This window comes from Cryptosporangium arvum DSM 44712, from assembly GCF_000585375.1.
In the GTDB taxonomy this organism is placed as follows: domain Bacteria; phylum Actinomycetota; class Actinomycetes; order Mycobacteriales; family Cryptosporangiaceae; genus Cryptosporangium; species Cryptosporangium arvum.
Window position 1 is genome coordinate 4,767,560 of record NZ_KK073874.1, and the last position, 19,371, is coordinate 4,786,930.

The window sequence follows — 19,371 nt, forward strand, 5'->3', positions numbered from 1 at the left end:
AGGGCCGGCGACCACGTGCGATCCCTAGCGGTAGAGGTCGTCGATCGCGTCGGAGTAGCGATCGGAGATCGTGCGGCGCTTGAGCTTGAGCGTCGGGGTCAGCTCCCCGGCCTCCGGACTCAGCGCCGCGGGCAGCACCTGGAACTTCTTCACCTGCTCGGACCGGGCGAGCCGCGCGTTCGCGGCGTCGACCGCGGCCTGGAGCTCCGCGAGCACGGCCGGATGCGCGGCCAGCGACTTCGGGTCCGGCGCTTCGATGCCCCGCGCGGACGCCCAGGCCGGGGCGGCCTCCTCGTCCAGGCTGATCAGCGCCGTGATGTAGGGACGCCGGTCGCCGATCGCGATCGCGTACCCGATCAGCGGGTGCGTGCGGAGCAGGTTCTCGATCTGCGCCGGGGCGACGTTCTTGCCGGCCGCGGTGATCAGCAGTTCCTTCTTGCGGTCGGTGATCGTGAGGAACCCGGCCTCGTCGATCGTGCCGATGTCACCGGTGGCCAGCCAGCCGTCGGCGTCGGTGACCGGTGCGACGCTGCCGTCGGCCTGCAGGTAGCCCTGACAGACCAGCGGTCCGCGGACGAGGATCTCGCCGTCGTCGGCGAGCTTCACTTCCATGCCGACGTTGGGCACGCCGACGGTGCCGGTGCGGAAGTGTCCGGGCGTGTTGATCGTCGCGGTGCCGGTGGTCTCGGTCATGCCCCAGACCTCGTACACCTCGACGCCGATGCCGGCGAGGAACGTCAGCACGTCGACCGGGATCGGGGCGGCGCCGCTGCCGGCGTGGATGATGTTGTCCAGGCCGAGCTTGGCGCGGATCGGCTTGAGGATCAGCGCGTCGAGCGACGCGAGCTGCTCGGTGAGCTCGGCCGGCACCTCCTGGTGGTGCTCGCGCAGGCCGTGCACCTCGAGCGCGACCGCGGTGGCACCGGCGACGGCGTCGCGCACGGCCGGGTCGGCGGCGGCGAGGAAGCCCTGCAGCGCGGCCACCATCTTCTCCCAGACCCGGGGGACGCCGAAGAAGCTGTACGGCGTCACCGCGAGCAGCGCCGCGACCGCCTGGGAGGGGTCGGAGACGATGTGGACGTGCCCGGCCCGGTACACCGGGATGTAGATCCCGAGCACCCGCTCGGCGATGTGGGCCAGCGGCAGGTACGCGATCGTCGGGGCGTGCGCGGGCAGGTCGACGAGCAGTTCCAGCGCGACGGCCTGGTGCAGCACGTTGCGGTGGGTCAGCACGACGCCCTTCGGGTCTCCGGTCGTGCCGGAGGTGTAGAGCAGCGTCACCGGGTCGTCCGGGGTGACCTGCGGCCAGCGGTCCTCGAACGCCGCCGGGTCGTTCGCGTACCGGTCGGCGCCGGCGGCCTCGACGGCGGTCAGGTCGGTCAGGCGGGGGTCGTCGAACTCGACGCCGGTGGGGTCGATCAGCACGATCGCCCGGACGTCGGCGAGCTCGTCGAGGATCGGCGACCAGCGGCTGAGCTGCTCGGCGTTCTCGATGACCAGCACCGTGGCCCGGCTGTGCCCGGCCAGGTAGCCCAGCTGCGGTGTCGAGAGCGTGGCGTACGCGCTGCACGGCACCGCGCCGAGGTGGACGGCGGCGAGGTCGACGAGCCAGTGCTCGATCCGGCTGGAGGCCGAGATCAGCATCCGGTCGCCGGCGGCGAGCCCGGCGTCGTCGAGGCCGAGCGCGACGGCGGCGACCCGGCGGCGCAGCTCGCCCCAGGTGAGCGTGGAGTCGTCGTCGCCGAGGTGGCTCAGGGCCGGGTGGTCGGCGAACTCGCCCGCGTTGGAGCGCAGCAGTAACGGGATGGTCAGCTCGGCGGTAGCCGCCGCGCATTCGTCGGCGAGGGACATCCGTGGTCTCCCTTCACCGGCCCCGCGGGCCGGCGCTGGCCTGGGTGGAGGTGCTGACGAGACTGTAAACCACGGTTAACTTCGGAGGGCACGAAAAAAGGCTTTGCCGCCGACGTCAGGCGCGACGCATGCACTCCAGGGCCAGCGAGGCCACCAGGGGGCGGTACGAGTCCGGTGGGGACGGGTCGGTCGCGCCACCCAGGTCGGTGACGAGGTTCAGTGCCGCGTGCACGAGGATCCGCGCCTCGGACGCCGCCAGGCCGGGCCGGACCCCCACCAGCAGGCGCACCCACTCGTCGACCTGGAGCCGTTGGATCTTGCGCAGTTCGTGCCGGTCCCGGTCGGGCAGGTTGTTGTTCTCGGCCAGGTACACCGCGACCAGGTCGCGCTGGCCGAAGGTCAGGTCGACGAAACCCTCGACCAGCCGGCGCAGGCCCTCCTCGTCGGTCGCCGCGGCCTCCAGCGACGCGGTCGTGTTCGACGTGACCTGCTCGGCGGCCCGGTGGTACGCGGCGGCGAGCAGGTCGGCCTTGCTCGGGAAGTACCGGTACAGGCTGGAGGCGTGCAGGCCGGACGCCTTGCCGATGTCCTCCATGCCCACCGCGTGGTACCCGTGCTGGTGGAAGAGCCGGATCGCGGTGGCCAGCACGGCCTCGCGGCGGACGTCCTGCTGGCGGGCGGTGCGGGGGTCCCCGGCGGGGGTGCCCCGGGCGGGGGAGTTCGCGGGCGCGGCGGCCGGCGGAACGGCGGGAACCTCGGCCGTGAGCAGTGCCCAGCCGGCCCGGCGCAGCAGGTCCACCGCGCGGCTGCGTGAGATCGGGGCCCGGTGCGTGGCCGGGCTCGCCAGCGCGCTGAACGCCGCCCGGGTCAGCAGCCGGGGCAGGCGGGGCGGCAGCTCGGGACGGATCGCGCCCAGCGGCTCGGCGATGCGTCCGATCAGCGTGTTGAGGCCGTCCCGGAACTCGGCGCGGTGCTCGGGCTCCAGGTACCGGTTCTCCCACTGGTACAGCCCGCCCACCCGCCGCTGCTCGACGCTGAGCGTCGCCAGCGCGTCGAGCACGTGGTCGAGCTTCTCGCGCGGGTCGGTGGACTCGGCCAGGGCGCGGTCGACCGTGCCGCGGATCGTGACCGTCAGTTCCCGGGTGGCGTGCACGAGCATCGCGTACTTGTTCGGAAAGTGCCGGTAGATGGCGGGCCCGGTGATGCCGACCGCGCCGGCGATCTCGTCGACGCCGACGCCGTGGTAGCCGCGCGCGCAGAAGAGCTCGGCCGCGGCCAGGGCGATCTGGGCCTTCCGGTTCTTCGGACGCTTGGTTGGCGTCGGCTGTGCCGCGTCCGTGTCGTCCTCCGGTGCTCGTGCTAATCAGTGCCGCACTGAAAGTACCCGGAGGCCGATCGTCGCGGCGAGCGACCTCGCTCATATCAGCGGCTTCCCGCGCCGGATCCGGCGCTTGACGTCCCACAACAGGTAGTTGAACGGGAACTCGCGCACGACCGCGGGCTGCCACCGGGAGAGCCGCCCGATCGTGCGCATCGTCGTCTCGAAGCGCCGCTGGCGCCGCTCGTCCCAGTCCAGCCGCATCTCGGCCCGGAACTCGGGCGGAAGGAAGCCGGTGGTGATGAACGTGTTCAGCGGGACGAACGGGGCGCGCAGCGGGCGGGGCAACCAGTCCGAGCGCACCACGGCCAGCAGGTGCTCGCGGATCGTGTCGTCGATGTGCACCGCGGCCAGCTCCGCGTCCCAGTAGCGCTGGAAAGCCGCGCGGTCGGGCGGCCACAAGTGCGCGCGCACCTCGAGGGTGGTGCCGAGCGCGGCGCAGCGGCGGTACACGTCGGCGGCCTCCTCGGGGGTGAGGGTGTAGCCGAGGGTGGCGTAGGTGTCCTCGAACCCGCGGTAGAGGCAGGCGGCCACCCAGAGCTGGAGGCGCGGGTCCATCGCGGAGTAACGCACCGGGCTGGCGGCGGTGGAATACACCTGCCGGTGGGCGACCGCGACCGCGGCCCGGTAGGCGTCCTTCTCCGCCTCGGTGCCGAGCATCGCGACGGCCAGGTAGGACAGCGTGGTGCGGGTGCGTTTGACCGGGTGGTCGAAGAGCCGTCCGCTCTCGACCCTGCTCTCGTGCACGCCGTAGCCGACGGCCGGGTGCGCCAGCTGCATGATCACGTTCGCCGCGGCGGCCAGGAGGCCGGCGCCGTGGACGATCCGGCGTAAGTCCGTCGTCGCCGGCTCAGTGGACGTCACGGTGCCTCCATTCTGATAACATGCGTTCTCAGATAGCGTGACAGACGTGTCAAGATGTGCGCCATGGAGGACGGTGCGCTGCGCACGTACGGCGGGGTCACGGGCGTCGACCGCGCGGCTGAGCGGCGTGCGGCGTTGCTCGCGGCCGGACTGGAACTGCTCGGGTCGCCGACCGGGCCGGGGGAGCTGACCGTCCGCGGGGTGTGCCGGCACGCCGGGCTCACCGCCCGGTACTTCTACGAGAGCTTCGCCGATCGGGACGCGCTGACCGCCGCGGTCTACGACGGTGTGGTCGCCGACCTCGGCGCGGACGTGCTGGCCGCGCTGGAGGGCGCGCCCCGCACGGCCCGGGAGCGGACGCGCGCCGGGCTCGCCGCGCTGATCGGGAACATCGCCGAGGACCCGCGGCGCGGGCGGCTGCTGTTCTCCCGGTCGCTGGGCGCGAGCCCGGTGGTGGCCGCGCGGCGCGCGGAGTCGACGCGCTGGTTCGTCGACCTGCTGACCGCGCAGGTGCGCGGGTTCTACGGCGTCGCGCGGACGCCACGGCTCGACGTCGCCGCCGAACTGCTGGTGGGCGGAGTGGCGCAGGTGCTGACGTCCTGGCTGGACGGCGTGCTCGACCTCGGCGCGGACGAGCTCACCGAGCACTGCACCGGGCTGTTCCTCGCGCTGGCGGGCGAGCGGGCCGACTCACGCGTCGGCGAGGGCGGGGCGGCCCGCGGGTAGCGCCCTCGGCGGGGCCGCGAGCGGCAGCGCGGCGATCGCGGTGGCGGCCGTCGGCAGCGGAACGGCCCTGGTCACGGCATCCAGGTGAGCCCGGTGACGCAACCACAGGCTGCCGACGATGCCCCAGGCGACGCTCGCCACCCCGACGATCGCGAGCCCGATCAACGCCAGCGCGATGTCGCCCCAGAGCCACCCGCTGGTGAGCACGACGGTGGCGCCGTATCCGACGAACATCAGCCCGACGCTCGCCGCGACCGCCGCCACCGTCCAGTGCGGACGGGTCGTCGGCCGGCACAGCAGCGGCCAGGTGACGTACGCGACGGTGGCGGTGAGCGCGACCACCAGCGCCGGCGGGTGCCCGTGCTGCAGGGCCCGCACCGCCAGCACGGTGGCGAATCCACTGGTGAGGGTGATCGCGGCCAGCCACCGCCAGCGCCGGTTCCGGACGGGTTCGACGCTCGTCCGGGCGGCCACCGCGGTTGCTAACGCCGCTGCGATCGCGTAGGTGAACATTTCGCCTCCTCGACGCCGGGACACATCGAGTCAGATATTTAGCACTAAGTCCTCCTAACGCGGGCGTGTCGCCACGCGCGAGACGGGCCCGGTGTCTATTGACTTTCGATAGGTAGTGCGCGATCTTCGATCTATGTTGACTGAGAGTCGAGTGATCGCCGCCCTGCGCGCCTTTCTCGTCGTGCTGTTCGGGATCCTGGTGCTGTTCCAGACCATGTCGCTGCCGGGCCAGTTCGCCCACCTGGCCGAAGAGGATCCCGACATGGCGTATCTGCGCTGGCCGGCCACCGCGGTGACGGTGTTCTGGGTGCTGTGCGTCCAGGTCGTGATCGTGTCGATCTGGCAGTTGCTCGCCCGGGTGCGCCGCGACCGCATCTTCAGCGAGGACTCGTTCACCTGGGTCACCCTGATCGTCCGGGCGATCGGCGCCGGGTGGGTGGTGCTGCTGGGCGTGTTCCTCTACGTCGGCTTCAACGCGACCGACCCCGGGTTGCCGTTGCTGCTGTTCCTGCTCCTGGTGGGCGTGGCCGTGCTCGGGCTGCTCGTCGTCGTGATGCGCGCGCTGCTGCGTCAGGCGACCACGCTGCGGTCGGACATGGAGGCGGTCATCTGATGGCGATCGTCGTCCGGATCGACGTCGAGCTGGCCAAGCGGAAGATGAGCGTGGGGGAGTTCGCCGAGCGGGTCGGGCTGACCCCGGCGAACGTGGCGGTGCTGAAGAACGGCCGGGCGAAGGCGGTGCGGTTCAGCACCCTGGAGGCGATGTGCCGCGTGCTCGACTGCCAACCCGGTGACCTGCTCGAATGGATCGACGACGAGGAAGCGTCATGAGTACGCGCCGGACGTGACGGCGGCCAGGCGGCGCGACAGGGCCAGCTGGAGGGCCGCGTGACGGCCGGCGGAACCCCGGCCCGGCCTCGGCGGCGACGACCTCGCCCAGCAGGGACAGGTCGAACAGGAACTCGGCCCGGCGGGCCCGCGGCAGATCGGTGAGGTGGTCGGCCGGTCCGGCGTAGAGCAGGAGGCAGTACCCGGGCAGGTGCTGGGTGTCGCCGATGACCGCCCAGCCGGTGCGCATGCGGCCGAGCACGGCCGGGTTCTCGCCGCGCTCGGCGGCCTCGAGCCGATCCATGCCTCCCGGTGATAGCAGACCGCCGCCCGCCGTAGGGTGACCACAATGGACACGCACACGCCGCAGACCGCCCGGATCTGGAACTACCTGCTCGGCGGCTCCGACAACTACCCGGCCGACCGCGCGGTGGGCGACCAGATCGTCCAGGGCATGCCCCAACTGGCGGAGAACGCCCGGCTCTCCCGCGCCTTCCTCAACCGGGCCGCTCGTTACCTCGCCGGCGAGGCCGGGGTCACCCAGTTCCTCGACGTGGGCTCCGGCCTGCCGGCCGCCAGCAACACCCACGAGGTGGCGCAGGCCGTCGACCCGGCCGCCCGGGTCGTGTACGTCGACTCCGACCCGATGGTCGCCGCGCACTCCCGGACGCTGCTCACCAGCACCCCGGAGGGCGCCACCGACTACCTCGAGGCCGACATGCGCGACGCGGCGGCGATCCTGGGCGGAGCCGCCCGCACGCTCGACCTCGACCGGCCGGTGGCGCTGTTCCTGATGGGTGTGCTCGGGCACGTCGAGTCGGACGCCGAGGCCGCCGCGATCGTCCACGGGCTCCTCGACGTGCTCGCCCCCGGCAGCTACTTCGCGATGTACGACGGCAGCGACACCAGCGAGGCCAACACCGAGGCCGTCCGGATCTGGAACCTCTCCGCGAACCCGAAGTACCACCTGCGGAGCGTCGAGCGGATCGCCGCGCTCTTCGACGGCCTCGACCTGGTGGAACCCGGCGTGGTGCCGGTGACCCGGTGGCGGTCGGACGGCGCGGAGGTCGACCAGTACTGCGCCGTCGGCCGCAAAGCCGTCTAGTGCCATTCGGCCGGCCGGCGGCCCGTCCCGGACGACCACGGCGGGCCCGCACCGGGAAACGAGCCCTAAGCTGCGAGCCGGATTGAACGCGGAACATCCCGGGACCGTAGAGGAAGCATGGGGCACGCCACACCTCGCCGCTCGTCCGTTCTCCCCGAGGAGCCGACCACCGACATCCCGCCCGACGACCCCACCGTCCCGCCGCCCGACGCGGCTCGGGGCGGCGGCGCGTCGGACTCGGACGGAAGCGGGTCCGGTGACGAGGCCCACGGCGCACACGCGCTGTCCGAGGACGATCTCGAGGACGACAGTCTCGAGGACGACGACCTCGGGAGGGCGCGGCGGCCGGTGCGCCGGGTGCGCCGGGTCGGACCGGGCGAGGTGGTGCCCACCCCGAAGCAGGCGGGTCAGCTCGTCGCCCAGGCCGGGGCGGTCGCGCTCCTGGTCGCGCTGGCCGGGCTGGCGTACGGCGGCGGTGCCGGGCGGTCGGTGAGCCCGGGCCTGCCCGACCCCGGTGCCCTCACCGGCTGGGGCCTGCCGCTCACCGAGGTCGTGGCCCAGTTCGCGGCCGCGCTCGTGATCGGCAACCTGCTCGCCGCGGTGCTGTGGGGCCCGTCGCCAAGCGGTGGCGCGGCGGTGGCCGGTCTCCACCGGCGGATCGCCGGCGTCGCGGCGGCCGTGTGGTCCGTCGCCGCCGTCGCGATCTGGCTGTTCACGCTCTCCGACATCCGCGGTGTGCCGGTCAGCGGAATCCTCGGGGCCGAGGCGCTCGGCAACCTGGGCTTCCGCACCGCCGCCGGTCAGGCCGGACTGTGCACGGTGGTGGCCGCGCTCGCCGCGACCGCGCTGTGCCGCCGCTCCCCGGCCGGTGCGTTGCTCGTCGCCCTGCTCGGCGTGCTGCCCCCGGCGTTCGTCGAGTCCGCGGTCCCGACCGCCGACCACCGCACCGCGATCGCCGCGTCCGCGCTGGAGACCCTGGCCGTCACGGTCTGGCTCGGCGCCCTCGCCGCCCTCCTCCTCCGCGCCGCCCGCGACCGCGTCCCACCCGCAGCACCCGGCCGGCCCGTGTCCGGCCGGCCCGTGTCCGGCCAGTCCGGCCCGCACGGCCCGACCGTGTCCGGTCAGACCGAGGCCGGCCCGGATGCGGCCGGCCTCGGTCTGGCGGGGGGCACCGGGACCGCGGCGGGGCGGAGCGCGGTGCCGGAGGCGGTGTTGGTGGCGGCGCGGCGGTTCGGGCCGGTCGCCCTGGTGAGCGTGGTCCTCGGCGTCGCGTCGATCGGGCTGTCGGCGATGGTCGTGCTCGGCCCCTCCGACACCGGACTCGACAGTGCGTACGGGTACCTGGTCGTGCTCTCGCTCGGGGCGTTCGGGGTCGCCGGGGCGATCGCGCGGTGGCGGTCCACCCAGACCGTGCCCGCGCTCGGCCGGGGGTTACCGGGGCCGTTCGTCCGGTTCGCCTCGCTCGAGCTGACCGTGCTCGGCGCGCTCGTCGGTCTCTCGGCGGCGATCGCCCGGACGCCGTCGCCGCTGGAGTCCGGCGAGGGCATCCACCACGAGTCGCCGGGCGTCCAGATGCTCGGGTTCGACCTTCCGCCGTCGGTGTCGTTCGCGCAGCTCGCGTCGGACTGGCGCCCGGACGTGCTGTTCCTGCTGGTCTGCGCCGCGCTGGCCGGGGGCTACGCCGGGCTGCTGGTCCGCGCGCGTCGCGCCGGGGTGTCCCGGCCGGCCGGCCGCGCGGTGGCGTGGTTCGCCGGGGTGGGCGTGGTCGTGGTCGCCACCAGCAGCGGGGTCGGCCGGTACGCGCCGGTGTTCTTCAGCGTCACGATCATCCAGCACGTGCTGCTCGCCGTGGTCGCGCCGTTCCTGCTCTCCCGCGGCGCCCCGATCACCCTCGCCCTGCGTGCCCTACCGCGAGCCGCCCGCCCCACGCCCGGCACGCCGGACGTGGCCGGGCCGCGGGAGTGGCTGGTGGGTGCGCTGCGCTCTCGTGGGGTGCGGGTGCTCACGGCGCCGGGGACGGTCGTGGGGCTGTGGGTGCTCGGTCTGGCCGGGATCTACTTCACCGGGGTGTTCGAGGCCACGCGCTGGTCCTACGCGATCGACCTGGCCGTGCAGGCGTACCTCCTGGGCTGCGGCTCGCTGCTGTTCTGGTGGCTGACCGGGCCCGATCCGCGGCCGGCCGGGCGCCGCTCCGACCTCACCCGGGCCGGGTTGGCCGCCGGGGCCGCGGTCGCCGCCGTGGTCGCCGGGGGGATGCTGGCGACGGTGGTCGGGGTCGTGGCGGCCGACTGGTGGATCGGCTTGCTGCGGGTGCTACCGCTGCCCTGGCCGTGGGGGAGCCGCACCGCCGCCGCGGACCAGGCCGTCGGAGGCGTCCTCCTGGCCGCGGCCCCCGCCCTGGTGCTCCTCGCGATCGCCGCCGACCGCCTGTCCGCCGCCTCCGTGACGCGCCGGAAGGCACGCGCCCGGTCCCGCGCCGCCGGGGAATAACCGGTCGACAGCGTCGGGACAGTAAGAGGCATGACCGACCTGGGGCTCGCGCCCGCTGACCTGATCGTGGCCGCCGGGACGCCCCTCGGCGTCCGGGACCACGGCCGTCACCCCCGCCTCGGCGACGGCGGCTGGAGCGGCGACGTCCTGCTCGTCCCCGGTGCCCGCGGCACCGCCGACGAATGGGACGCGGCCGCCGCGCTGCTCCGCGGTCTCGGGTACCGGCCGGTCGTGGTCGAGCCGCGCGGGCACGGCCGCTCCGGTGCCGGCGACTGGTCGTGGCCCGCGGTCGTCGCCGATCTCGAGGCCGTGGCCCGCGCCCTCGATCTCGACCGGCCGGCCGTCGTCGGCCGCGGGCTCGGCGGGGCGATCGCCGCGTTCTGGGCCGGCGCGCACCCGGAGTGCCCGCTCGCCGTCAGCATCGACGGCTACGGCAATCCGACGCGCCCCGAGCAGCTCGCGTCGCTGCCCGACGACGACCCCGCGGCCCGCGTCGCGGAGTTCTCCGCGTTCCTCGCGGCCGCGTTGCAGGACGTCCCCGCGACGCTGAGCCAGGCCCTGCGCGCGGTCGAGGACCTCGACGTGCTCGCGCTGCACGGCGCGGTCCTGGCGCCGACGGTCGTGCTGCTCAGCTCCGAGTCCGACCTCGCCGACGTGCTCCCGGCGGAGCTGGGCCTGGTCTGGCTGGCCTACCTCGACTGGGTTCGCGGCGCGCTGGCCACCGTGCCGCAGATCGAGGTCATGACGATCCCCGGCAGCAACGACGCCTACCTGAGCAACCCCGAGCAGCTGGCCGGCGTCCTGGCCGAACTCCTCCCGGCCCCGGCCGCGCCCCTGCCCGCCTAGGCCCTACCCAGCCGCGCTGCCCCGGCGCCGTTGCCGGGGCCGCGCGCTGGTGAGACCGGCGCCGTTGCCGGCCTCGGGGAGAGACGCTAATCCAGCCCCGTGCGCCAACGGAACAACAACGACGAGACCGATCACGACCGACCGGAAACAGACATCGGTCCAACAGCATCCGACGTCGATCGACCCGCGATCAGCCGCGCCCCAGGAGCGGCATCGCGGTGGCCATCACGGTCATGAACGGCACGTTGACGCTCAGCGGCAGCCCGGCCAGGAACACGATCGTCTCCGCGACGTGCCGGACGTCGAACGCGGCCTCGGCCCGGCGGGAGCCGTCCGGCTGCAGCGCCCCGACCTGCAGTCCCTGCGTCATCGCGGTGGCCGCGTTGCCCACGTCCAGCTGGCCGACGGCGATGCCGACGTCGCGGCCCTCGAGCGCGAGCGACCGGGTCAGCCCGGTCACCGCGTGCTTGCTGACGGTGTACGGCGTGGCCTGCGGCCGGGGCACCTGGGCCGAGACCGACCCGAGGTTGAGGATCCGCCCGCCGCGCGGCTGCTGGGCGGCCATCACCCGGAACGCGGCGCGGGCGGTGAGGAAACTGCCGGTGACGTTGATCGCCAGCGACGCGTCCCAGCCCTCGTCGGACGTCTCGGCGACCGGCTGCTGCGCGCTGAAGACCCCCGCGCTGTTGACCAGCAGGTCGAGCCGTCCGAGCCCGTCGAACAACGCGTCCACGGCGGCCCGGTCGGTGACGTCCAGGACGTGCGCGGACCCCGAACCGGCCAGCGCGACCGACTCTGCGAGAGTGGAGGCCGTGCGCCCCGCGAAGACCACGTGGTAGCCCGCGGCGGCCAGCGCGATCCCCGCCGCGCGGCCGATGCCACTGCCGCCCCCGGTCACCACGGCGACCTCGGTGACGATGGCGACGTCGGTGGTGCCGGCGAGGTCGGTGTCGGGCACGTGCCACCTCCGGTCCACGCCGGCCCGGTGCCCGCGCGTCGCGACCCATCGTCGCATCTACGGCCGGCGGCGGGCGCTGCCGTCGGGCCGGGTGCGCTGCGGCGCCTGGCCGGTTACCAGTACCCGGCCTGGATCGCGGCCGGCGTGGCGGCCGCGCTGGCCTACCCGGGAGCGTTCGAGCGCTGGGGCGGTGTCCGGCTCGCCGACGGCGTCGTGCTGACGACGGTCGTCCAAGTGGTGATGTTCGGCCTGGCCACCCGGGCGCAGCTCAGCGACTTCACCGGTGTCGTCCGCCACCCGAAGGGCCTGCCGGTCGGGTTGCTCGGCCACTACCTGGTGATGCCGTTCGGCGCGTTCGCGCTGGTGTCGGTCACCGACCTGCCGGCGGAGATCGAGCTCGGCGTCGTCCTCTACGGCTGTGTGTCCAGCGGCCTGGCGTCGACCGCGATGAGCCTGCTGGCCCGGGCCGACCTGGGGCTCGCGGTCACCATCACCGCGCTCTCCACGCTCGTCGCGCCGCTGGCGACGCCCCTGCTGGTGCGGCTGCTCGGCGGCCGCGTCGTCGACGTCGACGTGGTCGCGATGGCGTTCGACGTCCTGCAGCTGACGCTGGTGCCGGTGACCGCGGCGCTGCTCGTGCAGTACCTCGGGACCGCACCGCGCCGCGTACGGCTCGTCGGGCACGGCGCCGCGGTGCTCGCCGCCGCCGGCCTGGTCCTCGCGCTCACCGGGGACCACCACGTCGCCCTCGCCCGGCTCGCCGCCGCGGTCCTGGTCGCCGACGGGTACGCCGCGCTCGTCCGCTGCCGGCCGCCGGTCGCGCGGGTCCTGCCCTACGTCTCGATGGCCGGGATCCTGTACTACACGACGGTCACCACGGCGGCCGGCCGCGACGCGCTGCTCGACGTCGGCGTCACGCTGGTGATCGTCGGCCTGGTCCACAACCTCACCGGGTACGCGTTCGGGTACTGGGGTGCCCGCGCGCTCGGGCTGGACCGCGCGGCCGCCCGCACCACGACGTTCGAGGTGGGCATGCAGAACGGCGGCATGGCCACCGGCCTGGCCGCGTCGCTGGGGCTGCTCGGCACGGCGGGGCTCGCGGCGGCCGTGTTCAGCCCGCTGGGCAACCTGACCGGCTCGATGCTGGCCAACTACTGGTCCCGCCGCCCGGCCGGGGACGTGCGAGCCTGAGCGGCATGCTCACCGCGACCGTCGTCAACTGTTCGATCCGGTACCCGGACCGGCCGTGGTGGGAGACCCCCGCCGCGGCCGCCCGGGACGGCTACCCGGCGGTGGAGTTCTGGTGGCCGTTCGCCGGGCCGGTCGCGTCCGACGCCGAACTGCGCCGCCTCGCCGACGCCCTGCACGACGCCGGTGTGCGGCTGGTCGCGCTCAACACGTTCGGCGGGGACCTCGCCGCGGGGGAGCGGGGCATCCTGTCGCACCCGCACCGCGTCAGCGAGGTCCGCGAGAACGCCGAGAGCGTCGCCCGGATCGACCGCGAACTCGGCTGCCGCCTGCACAACGTGCTCTACGGCGAGCGCCTCGACGGGGTCACCGGGGCCGCGCAGGACGACACCGCCGCGGCGAACCTGGCGTACCTGCGCGAGACGATCCCGGTACCGCTGCTCGAACCGCTCTCCGGCACCCGCCCCGACTACCCGGTGCGCACCGCCGACCAGGCCGCGGCCGTGATCGACCGGGTGGGCGGCGGCGTCGGGCTCCTCGCCGACCTCTACCACCTCGCCGCCAACGACCAGGACGTCGCCGGGACGCTGCGCGCGCACGTCGACCGCATCGCCCACGTCCAGATCGCCGACCACCCCGGCCGGCACCGCCCGGGCACCGGGCGGATCCCGATCGCCGCGCACCTCGCGCTGCTCACCGAACTCGGCTACCGGGGCCTCGTCGCCGACGAGTACGCTCCGCTGTAATAACAAGCCCATACCCGCGACACCAACCCTACGCACCCCAAAAGATCCGCATCGGGGGAGTCCGGCACGATTGAATAGGCGACCGCGCGGCAACGGCTGAAGTGGCGCGCGATCCGTACCGTGTGCTCATTCGGGTGAAAGAGGTTTGCTGATGCGTCTGCGGCACGTCCGGGCGGCCCGCACGCGGAAGGCCGAGCGCTGACCGAGCTCGGCTCGCCGGAGCGCGTCGGCACGACCGACGAGGACGCACCGGAGCGAGCCGTCCGAGCCGGCGGTGTCCCGCCGCGCGTTCCCGGCGCGCCCCGGCGCACCGGGATGTGGCGCGGCGCGCCCCGCTGGATGTGGCTGGCGGTCGCGATCGGTGCGCTGCTGACGATCTTCAGCGCCGGGGTGCTGGTGGGGCTGCCGGCGGCGGTGGACCACTACACCGGCGACATCACGCGGAAGGGCGGGCTGGGTGACGCCGCCGACCAGGGCCACTCGATCGACGGGCCGCTGAACCTGCTGCTGATCGGTACCGACGAGCGCCCGGACGCCCCCGACAACATCCGTGCGGACTCGATCATCGTCGTGCACGTGAACGCCGACCACACCAAGGCGTACCTGGCGTCGATCCCGCGGGACAGCCTCGTCGACATCCCGGAGTTCCCCGACACCCGGTACCCGGGTGGGCAGGACAAGATCAACGCGGCGTTCCAGTTCGGGTTCCGCTCCGGCGGCGGCAAGTCCAAGGGCATGGAGCTGCTGGCGAACACGGTCAGCGACCTGGCCGGCGGCATGAAGTTCGACGGGGCGGCGATCATCAACTTCGAGGGCCTGCGCGGGGTGGTCCGCGCGCTCGGCGGCGTGCGGATGTGCGTCGACGAGAAGGTGACCTCGATCCACGTCGGCTGGAACACGCAGACCGGCGAGGTGGGGGTCCCGTACTACATCAACGACGACGGCACCCCGGCCGGTCGGCGGGAGAACATGCGGCCGCAGGTGTACTGGCCGGGCTGCCACGAGTTCAAGGACTGGCAGGCGCTGGACTACGCCCGGCAGCGTGACCTGCTGGCCAACAACGACGGTGACTACGGCCGTCAGCGTCACCAGCAGCAGCTGATCAAGGCGATCATGCAGAAGGCGACGTCGGGTGGCGTGATCTCCAGCCCGACGAAGATCAGCAAGGTGCTGGGCTCGCTCGGCGACGCGTTGACGTTCTACAACAACGACGTGTCGATCACCGACTGGGTGTTCACGCTCAAGGGCATCAAGCCCGACCAGCTGACGATGGTCAAGACCAATGGCGGGAAGTTCAACGCCGAGGTGGTCAACGGCATCTGGTACGAGCGGCTCAGCGACACGAGCATGGACCTGCTGCGGGCGATGAACGACGACCGGATGGACGACTTCGTGGCCGCGAACCCGACCTGGGTGACGCCTACGACCTGACCCGGACCGCGTCGAGCACGAGCGCGATGAGCCGCTCGGTGCGGCCGGGGTCGCCCGGGCCGGTGGCGAACGCGCCCAGGGCCAGCACGACGACGTCCTCGGGGTCGACGTCGGTGCGCAGCGTGCCGGTCTCGCCGCCGCGGGCCAGGATCGCGGCGACGGCGGCGGTGATGCGCCGGCGGGTCACCGGCTGGGCGATGCGGCCGGTGGTCAGGGCGGCGCGGAGGGTTTCGGCCAGGCCGCGTTTGGTCGCGACGAACGCGGCGTAGCGCTGGAGCCAGGCGCGCAGGGCGGCGTCGGGTGGCAGGTCGCGCAGCAGCGTGGTGGCGCTGTCGGCGACCTCGTCGAGTTCGGCCGCGTAGACGGCTTCGACGAGGTCGTCGCGGGTGGGGAAGTGCCGGTAGAGGGTGCCGATGCCGACGCCGGCGTCGCGCGCGATGTGTTCGAGCGCGACCGGGCCGTCGGCGGCGGCGAACGCGGTGCGGGCGGCGCGCAGGATCGTGTCGCGGTTGCGCAGGGCGTCGGTGCGGGGTTTCTTGGCGGTGGGCAAAGCGGAGGGACCTCCGGTACGGTCGGTGTAGCGGAGGCACCTCCGCTTCTGTGGATCCTACGGACCGGAGCGCTCCATGACCACGACCGTCTCCCCCCACGCCGGCGGACCGGGCCGCCTCGGCGACCTCACCGTCTCCCGGATCGGCTACGGCGTGATGCAACTCGAGCGCCTCCGCGGCGACCGCGACGCCGCGATCGGCCTCCTGCGGCGCGCCCGCGAACTCGGCGTGACCCACGTCGACACCGCCCAGTTCTACGGCGACGGGTTCGTCAACGAACTCATCCGCGACGCCTACGGCCCCGACGACGGCGTCACGGTCGTCACCAAGGTCGGCGCCGACCCGCACCCCGGCGGCGAGATCCCGCTCCGGCCCGCCCAGAAGCCCGACGAGCTGCGCGCGAGCGTGCACGCCAACCTGCGCGCCCTCGGCACCGACCGGATCCCGGTGGTGAACCTGCGCCGGCTCAACGACCGCGGACCCGGCATCCGGGCCGACGCCGACCAGATCGTCGACGTCGACGACCAGCTCGCGGCCCTGGTCGCGCTGCGCGAGGAGGGTGTGATCGGCGCGATCGGGCTCAGCGGCGCCTCGCTCGCCACCGTGCGCCGGGCCTTGCCGGCCGGTCTCGTCTGCGTGCAGAACCTCTACAGCCTCGTGGACCGCGACGACGAGGACATCCTCCGCCTCTGCACCGAGGAGGGCATCGCCTGGGTGCCGTACTTCCCCCTCGGCGGCGCCTTCCCGGGCCGGCCCAAGGTGACCGACGACCCGGGTGTGCTCGAGCAGGCCGCCGCGCGCTCCTGCACCCCCTCGCAGTACGGCCTGGCGTGGCTGCTGTACCACGCACCGAACGTGCTGCTGATCCCCGGCACCGCGTCCGTGGCCCACCTGGAAGAGAACATCGCGCTCCCTACTCTGGAATAACAAGCCCATACGCTCGAACACACGCGTCGACCTGCGAAAAGCAACCGACGGCGACGCTTACTGTCTTTGGCCGTTCAGCGCCGCCGGGAGAGGCCGACCCCCAGCAGACACACGGCTCCGCCGACGAGCGCGAGACCCGCGGGGGTCTCGTCGAGGGCGATCCATCCGCCGAGGACGGTGAGCGGCGGGACGACGTAGGTGGTCAGACCGAGTCGCCCGGCGTCGGTGCGCGCGAGGGCGTAGGCCCAGGTGCCGAAGGCCAGCGCGGTGGGGACGAGCCCGAGGTACACGAGGCCGAGGGTGGCGTCGAGCGGTGCTTCGGTGAGCTGGCGGGCGAAGGCGGGTGCCCAGGGCAGGCAGGTGAGCGTGCCGATGGTGCAGGCGAGCCAGGTGACCTGGAGGGCGGAGAGGCGCCGGAGGGTGGGTTTCTGGGCGAGGACGCCGATGGCGTAGGTGACGGCGGCGACGAGCAGGAGCGCTACGCCGAGGGCGTCGCGGTGGCTGTCGCGGGCGGACGGTACGCCGATGAGGACGACGCCGGTGAAGGCGACGGCGGCGCCGATGAGCAGCCAGCGCGGGAAGCCTTCGTTGAGCAGGAGGCCGGCGAAGAGCGCGATGAGGATGGGGCCGAGGTTGACGAGCATGGCGGCGGTGCCGGCGTCGACGTGGCGTTCGGCTTCGTTGAGGGCGAGGTTGTAGATGCCGAACCAGGTGATGCCGCAGAGCAGGATCAGTTGCCATTCGCGCCGGGTGGGTGGGGTCCAGCGGCGGGTGGCGGCGAGGGTGGCGCCGAGCGCGAGGGTGCCGACGGCGAGGCGGCCGAAGGCGAGGGGACCCGCGGTGTAGTGCTGGCCGACCCAGCGGACGCCGATGAAGGCGGAGGCCCAGGCGAGGACGGTGAAGGTGATGGCGGCGGCGGTGCGGAGCTGCTGGGCCCGGGTGGTGTCTTGGGTGGCGGTCACGGGTCGACGGTAGGGCGTGGCGGGGTGGTGGTCCGGCGGGTTTCGGCCGGGTGGCTGGCGGCTGGGGTTTGTTGTCAGACCTGGAGTAGTGGCCAGTCGCTGCCGAGGAGTTTGCGCAGGGGTGCGGGTTCGCCGGTGACGACGCCGGCGGAGTGGCGGAGGGCGAGTTGGGCGGTGTGGAGGGTGGCGAGGGTGGGTCGGTGTCCGCCGCTGCCGGAGAGGGTGGGGGCGCTGTCGCGGCCGAGGAGGCGGGCGGCGGCGCCGTCGAAGGGTTCGACGAGGAGCGCGGCGGCGAGTGCGCCGCCGGTGAGGAGGTCGAGGACGTCGGCTTCGCCGTGGTCTAAGCCGCAGTAGGCCTCGGCGAGGACGAGGGGGCTGACGGCGATGGCTTGGCCGCGTTCGAGGATGGAGGCGACGAGCGAGGGCGCGAGGAGGTCTTTGCTGGTGGCGTAGGCGGTCAGCGGGTGGTGGTCGAAGATGAGTCCGACCTGGCTGAGGGTGCGGGCGCCGGTCACGCGCGTTGGGTGTTCTTCCAGGCGGCGACGTGGTCGAGGAAGCGTTCGGCGCGTTCGCGGTCGGGTGGTTGGGGGTTGCCGGTGCGGGCGAAGACTTCGTCGAGTTGGCGGAGTTGTTCTTCGCGGCGGGCGAGGTGGCGGATGGCGTCGGTGACGTAGCCGGAGACGCGGCGGGCGCCGACGCCTTCGAGGTGGGCGGCGACGTCGTCGGGGACGCTGATGGTGATCCGCTTGGTCACACTTTCAGGGTAGCGGTGTCATACTCCGTCGGGCAATTGGTGGCGTATGTGGTGGGGTTGGTGGGGCGCCGTGCGTGATCTTCGGGTGTTACCGAAGGCGCATCTGCATGTGCATCTGGAGTCGGCGATCCGGCCGGGGACGCTGGCGGAGTTGGCGGCGGCGCACGGGGTGGTGGTGCCGGCGGTGGCGCGGTTCGACGGGTTCGCGGCGTTCGCGGCGTACGGGGATGTGGTGCGTTCGTGTTTGCGTGAGCCGGCGGATTTTGTGCGGGTGGCCGAGGAGTTCTGCGCGGACGAGGCGGCGCAGGGTGTGGGGTATGTGGAGGTGACGTTCACGGCGGCGGCGCACGGTGAGCGTCTGGGTGATCCGGTGATGCCGTTGGAGGCGGTGCTGGCGGGGTTGCGTGCGGGTGCGGCGGCGCACGGGGTGGTGGTGCGGGTGGTGCTGGATCATTCGCGGCGGCGGGCGGTGTCGCGGATGCGGGCGACGCTGGCGTTGGCGGTGTCGCATCCGGAGGTGGTGGCGATCGGGGTGGCGGGTGAGGAGTCGTATCCGCTGGCGCCGTTCGCGGGGGTGTGTGATGAGGCCCGGGAGGCGGGGGTGCGGTTGGTGCATCACGCCGGGGAGGCGTGTGGGGCGTCGTCGGTGCGGGAGGCGTTGACGGTGGGGCACGCGCGGCGGCTGGGGCACGGGTTCCGGGTGGTGGAGGATCCGTCGTTGGTGGCGGCGGTGCGTGATGCGGGTGTGGCGTTGGAGGTGTGTCCGTCGTCGAACGTGGCGTTGGGGTTCGTGGGGTCGTGGGCGGAGCATCCGTTGCCGCGGTTGGTGTCGGCGGGGTTGGCGGTGACGCTGAACACGGATGTGCCGTCGGTAGTCGGTGCGACGTTGACGGGTGAGTTTTCGCGGGTGCGTGCGGTGTTCGGGGCGTCGGATGGGGAGTTGGCGGCGTTGGCGCGTGCGGGGGTGGATGCGTCGTTCGCGCCGGTGGCGGTGAAGGAGCGTCTGCGTGCGGGGATCGAGGGCTGGCTCGCGGGTTAGCCGGGTTCGACGCCCGCGCCTGCCGGTTCTCCACGGGGTTGCCGTACGCCGCGTCCGGAGCAGGCCGAATAGGGTGCCGGTGTCGTGCTCTCCCACCGGCTGGGTCTCGCGGCGTTCTGGACGGCACGGCTCGGGAGGTGGAGCGGCGGCGTCACCAGCCGCCGCCCCGCCCGACGTATTTCCCGTGCCAGGAGCACAGCGGCAGCGACAACGG

20 protein-coding genes and 1 pseudogene are annotated in these 19,371 nt (G+C 73.3%); 11 read left to right on the plus strand and 10 right to left on the minus strand.

All coding sequences use genetic code 11. The annotated features are described in order from the left end of the window. Window positions 1-24: 24 nt before the first annotated feature. The 3 genes from CRYAR_RS21405 to CRYAR_RS21415 all read right to left on the minus strand — a co-directional run bounded on the left by CRYAR_RS21405 (window position 25) and on the right by CRYAR_RS21415 (window position 4,093). Window positions 25-1,851 (minus strand): AMP-dependent synthetase/ligase, encoded by a 1,827-nt coding sequence (locus CRYAR_RS21405; RefSeq protein WP_051570752.1) that lies wholly within the window; start codon window positions 1,849-1,851, stop codon window positions 25-27. 115 nt (window positions 1,852-1,966) lie between these two features. After that, complete coding sequence (locus CRYAR_RS21410; RefSeq protein WP_084700782.1) at window positions 1,967-3,136, minus strand: TetR/AcrR family transcriptional regulator; 1,170 nt, start codon at window positions 3,134-3,136, stop codon at window positions 1,967-1,969. A gap of 132 nt (window positions 3,137-3,268) precedes the next feature. Then, complete coding sequence (locus CRYAR_RS21415) at window positions 3,269-4,093, minus strand: oxygenase MpaB family protein (protein WP_035853996.1); 825 nt, start codon at window positions 4,091-4,093, stop codon at window positions 3,269-3,271. Between the two features lie 63 nt (window positions 4,094-4,156). Here CRYAR_RS21415 and CRYAR_RS21420 point away from each other — a divergent pair, with 63 nt between their 5' ends. Beyond that, window positions 4,157-4,819 (plus strand): TetR/AcrR family transcriptional regulator, encoded by a 663-nt coding sequence (locus tag CRYAR_RS21420; protein WP_035854009.1) that lies wholly within the window; start codon window positions 4,157-4,159, stop codon window positions 4,817-4,819. Here CRYAR_RS21420 and CRYAR_RS21425 read toward each other — a convergent pair. Further along, window positions 4,784-5,332 carry a hypothetical protein gene (locus CRYAR_RS21425; RefSeq protein WP_035854019.1) on the minus strand — a complete coding sequence of 183 codons (549 nt, stop codon included), beginning with the start codon at window positions 5,330-5,332 and terminating at the stop codon, window positions 4,784-4,786. The genes CRYAR_RS21420 and CRYAR_RS21425 overlap by 36 nt on opposite strands. A gap of 133 nt (window positions 5,333-5,465) precedes the next feature. Between CRYAR_RS21425 and CRYAR_RS21430 the strand changes: the two genes are divergently transcribed. Further along, window positions 5,466-5,945, plus strand: coding sequence for a DUF2975 domain-containing protein (locus tag CRYAR_RS21430; RefSeq protein WP_035854028.1), 480 nt, complete (start codon window positions 5,466-5,468; stop codon window positions 5,943-5,945). Next, the gene (locus CRYAR_RS21435; protein WP_035854033.1) at window positions 5,945-6,163 is read left to right on the plus strand and encodes a helix-turn-helix domain-containing protein; all 219 of its coding nucleotides are present in this window, start codon (window positions 5,945-5,947) and stop codon (window positions 6,161-6,163) included. The genes CRYAR_RS21430 and CRYAR_RS21435 overlap by 1 nt, the downstream gene beginning before the upstream one ends. A 100-nt stretch (window positions 6,164-6,263) precedes the next feature. On the opposite strand, the pseudogene CRYAR_RS50845 reads toward CRYAR_RS21435, so the two are convergent. Then, window positions 6,264-6,464, minus strand: a pseudogene (locus CRYAR_RS50845) (HIT family hydrolase); the annotation flags it as partial. Window positions 6,465-6,509: 45 nt separating this feature from the next. Between CRYAR_RS50845 and CRYAR_RS21440 the strand changes: the two are divergent. From CRYAR_RS21440 to CRYAR_RS43435, 3 genes are all read left to right on the plus strand, one after another. Further along, window positions 6,510-7,265, plus strand: coding sequence for an SAM-dependent methyltransferase (locus tag CRYAR_RS21440; RefSeq protein ID WP_051570753.1), 756 nt, complete (start codon window positions 6,510-6,512; stop codon window positions 7,263-7,265). 117 nt (window positions 7,266-7,382) lie between these two features. Beyond that, the gene (locus CRYAR_RS21445) at window positions 7,383-9,755 is read left to right on the plus strand and encodes a cytochrome c oxidase assembly protein (protein ID WP_035854049.1); all 2,373 of its coding nucleotides are present in this window, start codon (window positions 7,383-7,385) and stop codon (window positions 9,753-9,755) included. A 30-nt stretch (window positions 9,756-9,785) separates the two neighbouring features. Then, entirely contained in the window at window positions 9,786-10,601 is an 816-nt protein-coding gene (locus tag CRYAR_RS43435) for an alpha/beta fold hydrolase (RefSeq protein ID WP_051570754.1), read from the plus strand. 190 nt (window positions 10,602-10,791) lie between these two features. On the opposite strand, the gene CRYAR_RS21455 is transcribed toward CRYAR_RS43435, so the two are convergent. Further along, the gene (locus tag CRYAR_RS21455; protein WP_245620489.1) at window positions 10,792-11,559 is read right to left on the minus strand and encodes an SDR family oxidoreductase; all 768 of its coding nucleotides are present in this window, start codon (window positions 11,557-11,559) and stop codon (window positions 10,792-10,794) included. On the opposite strand from CRYAR_RS21455, the gene CRYAR_RS21460 reads away from it, so the two are divergent. From CRYAR_RS21460 to CRYAR_RS21470, 3 genes are all read left to right on the plus strand, one after another. Further along, the gene (locus CRYAR_RS21460; protein WP_051570755.1) at window positions 11,560-12,750 is read left to right on the plus strand and encodes a bile acid:sodium symporter family protein; all 1,191 of its coding nucleotides are present in this window, start codon (window positions 11,560-11,562) and stop codon (window positions 12,748-12,750) included. 5 nt (window positions 12,751-12,755) lie between these two features. After that, window positions 12,756-13,493 carry a hydroxypyruvate isomerase family protein gene (locus CRYAR_RS21465; protein ID WP_035854060.1) on the plus strand — a complete coding sequence of 246 codons (738 nt, stop codon included), beginning with the start codon at window positions 12,756-12,758 and terminating at the stop codon, window positions 13,491-13,493. 315 nt (window positions 13,494-13,808) lie between these two features. Beyond that, window positions 13,809-14,924, plus strand: a complete 1,116-nt coding sequence (locus CRYAR_RS21470) for an LCP family protein (protein WP_035854073.1) — start codon at window positions 13,809-13,811, stop codon at window positions 14,922-14,924. Here the strand turns inward: CRYAR_RS21470 and CRYAR_RS21475 are convergent. Next, window positions 14,914-15,474, minus strand: a complete 561-nt coding sequence (locus CRYAR_RS21475; protein WP_035854082.1) for a TetR/AcrR family transcriptional regulator — start codon at window positions 15,472-15,474, stop codon at window positions 14,914-14,916. The two genes, CRYAR_RS21470 and CRYAR_RS21475, sit on opposite strands and share 11 nt — an antisense overlap. 76 nt (window positions 15,475-15,550) lie before the next feature. Between CRYAR_RS21475 and CRYAR_RS21480 the strand changes: the two genes are divergently transcribed. Next, on the plus strand, window positions 15,551-16,402 hold the full coding sequence (locus CRYAR_RS21480; RefSeq protein ID WP_035865679.1) for an aldo/keto reductase: 852 nt from the start codon (window positions 15,551-15,553) through the stop codon (window positions 16,400-16,402). A gap of 74 nt (window positions 16,403-16,476) precedes the next feature. Here the strand turns inward: CRYAR_RS21480 and CRYAR_RS21485 are convergent, their stop codons facing one another. The 3 genes from CRYAR_RS21485 to CRYAR_RS21495 form a co-directional block, all read right to left on the minus strand. After that, window positions 16,477-17,364 carry a DMT family transporter gene (locus CRYAR_RS21485; protein WP_035854091.1) on the minus strand — a complete coding sequence of 296 codons (888 nt, stop codon included), beginning with the start codon at window positions 17,362-17,364 and terminating at the stop codon, window positions 16,477-16,479. Window positions 17,365-17,438: 74 nt separating this feature from the next. Continuing rightward, on the minus strand, window positions 17,439-17,879 hold the full coding sequence (locus tag CRYAR_RS21490) for a hypothetical protein (protein WP_035854102.1): 441 nt from the start codon (window positions 17,877-17,879) through the stop codon (window positions 17,439-17,441). Further along, entirely contained in the window at window positions 17,876-18,118 is a 243-nt protein-coding gene (locus CRYAR_RS21495; protein WP_035854112.1) for a hypothetical protein, read from the minus strand. Before CRYAR_RS21495 ends, CRYAR_RS21490 begins: the two co-directional genes overlap by 4 nt. A gap of 70 nt (window positions 18,119-18,188) precedes the next feature. Here CRYAR_RS21495 and add point away from each other — a divergent pair, with 70 nt between their 5' ends. Next, window positions 18,189-19,157 carry an adenosine deaminase gene (add, locus tag CRYAR_RS21500; protein ID WP_035865682.1) on the plus strand — a complete coding sequence of 323 codons (969 nt, stop codon included), beginning with the start codon at window positions 18,189-18,191 and terminating at the stop codon, window positions 19,155-19,157. The last annotated feature ends 214 nt before the right edge of the window (window positions 19,158-19,371 follow it).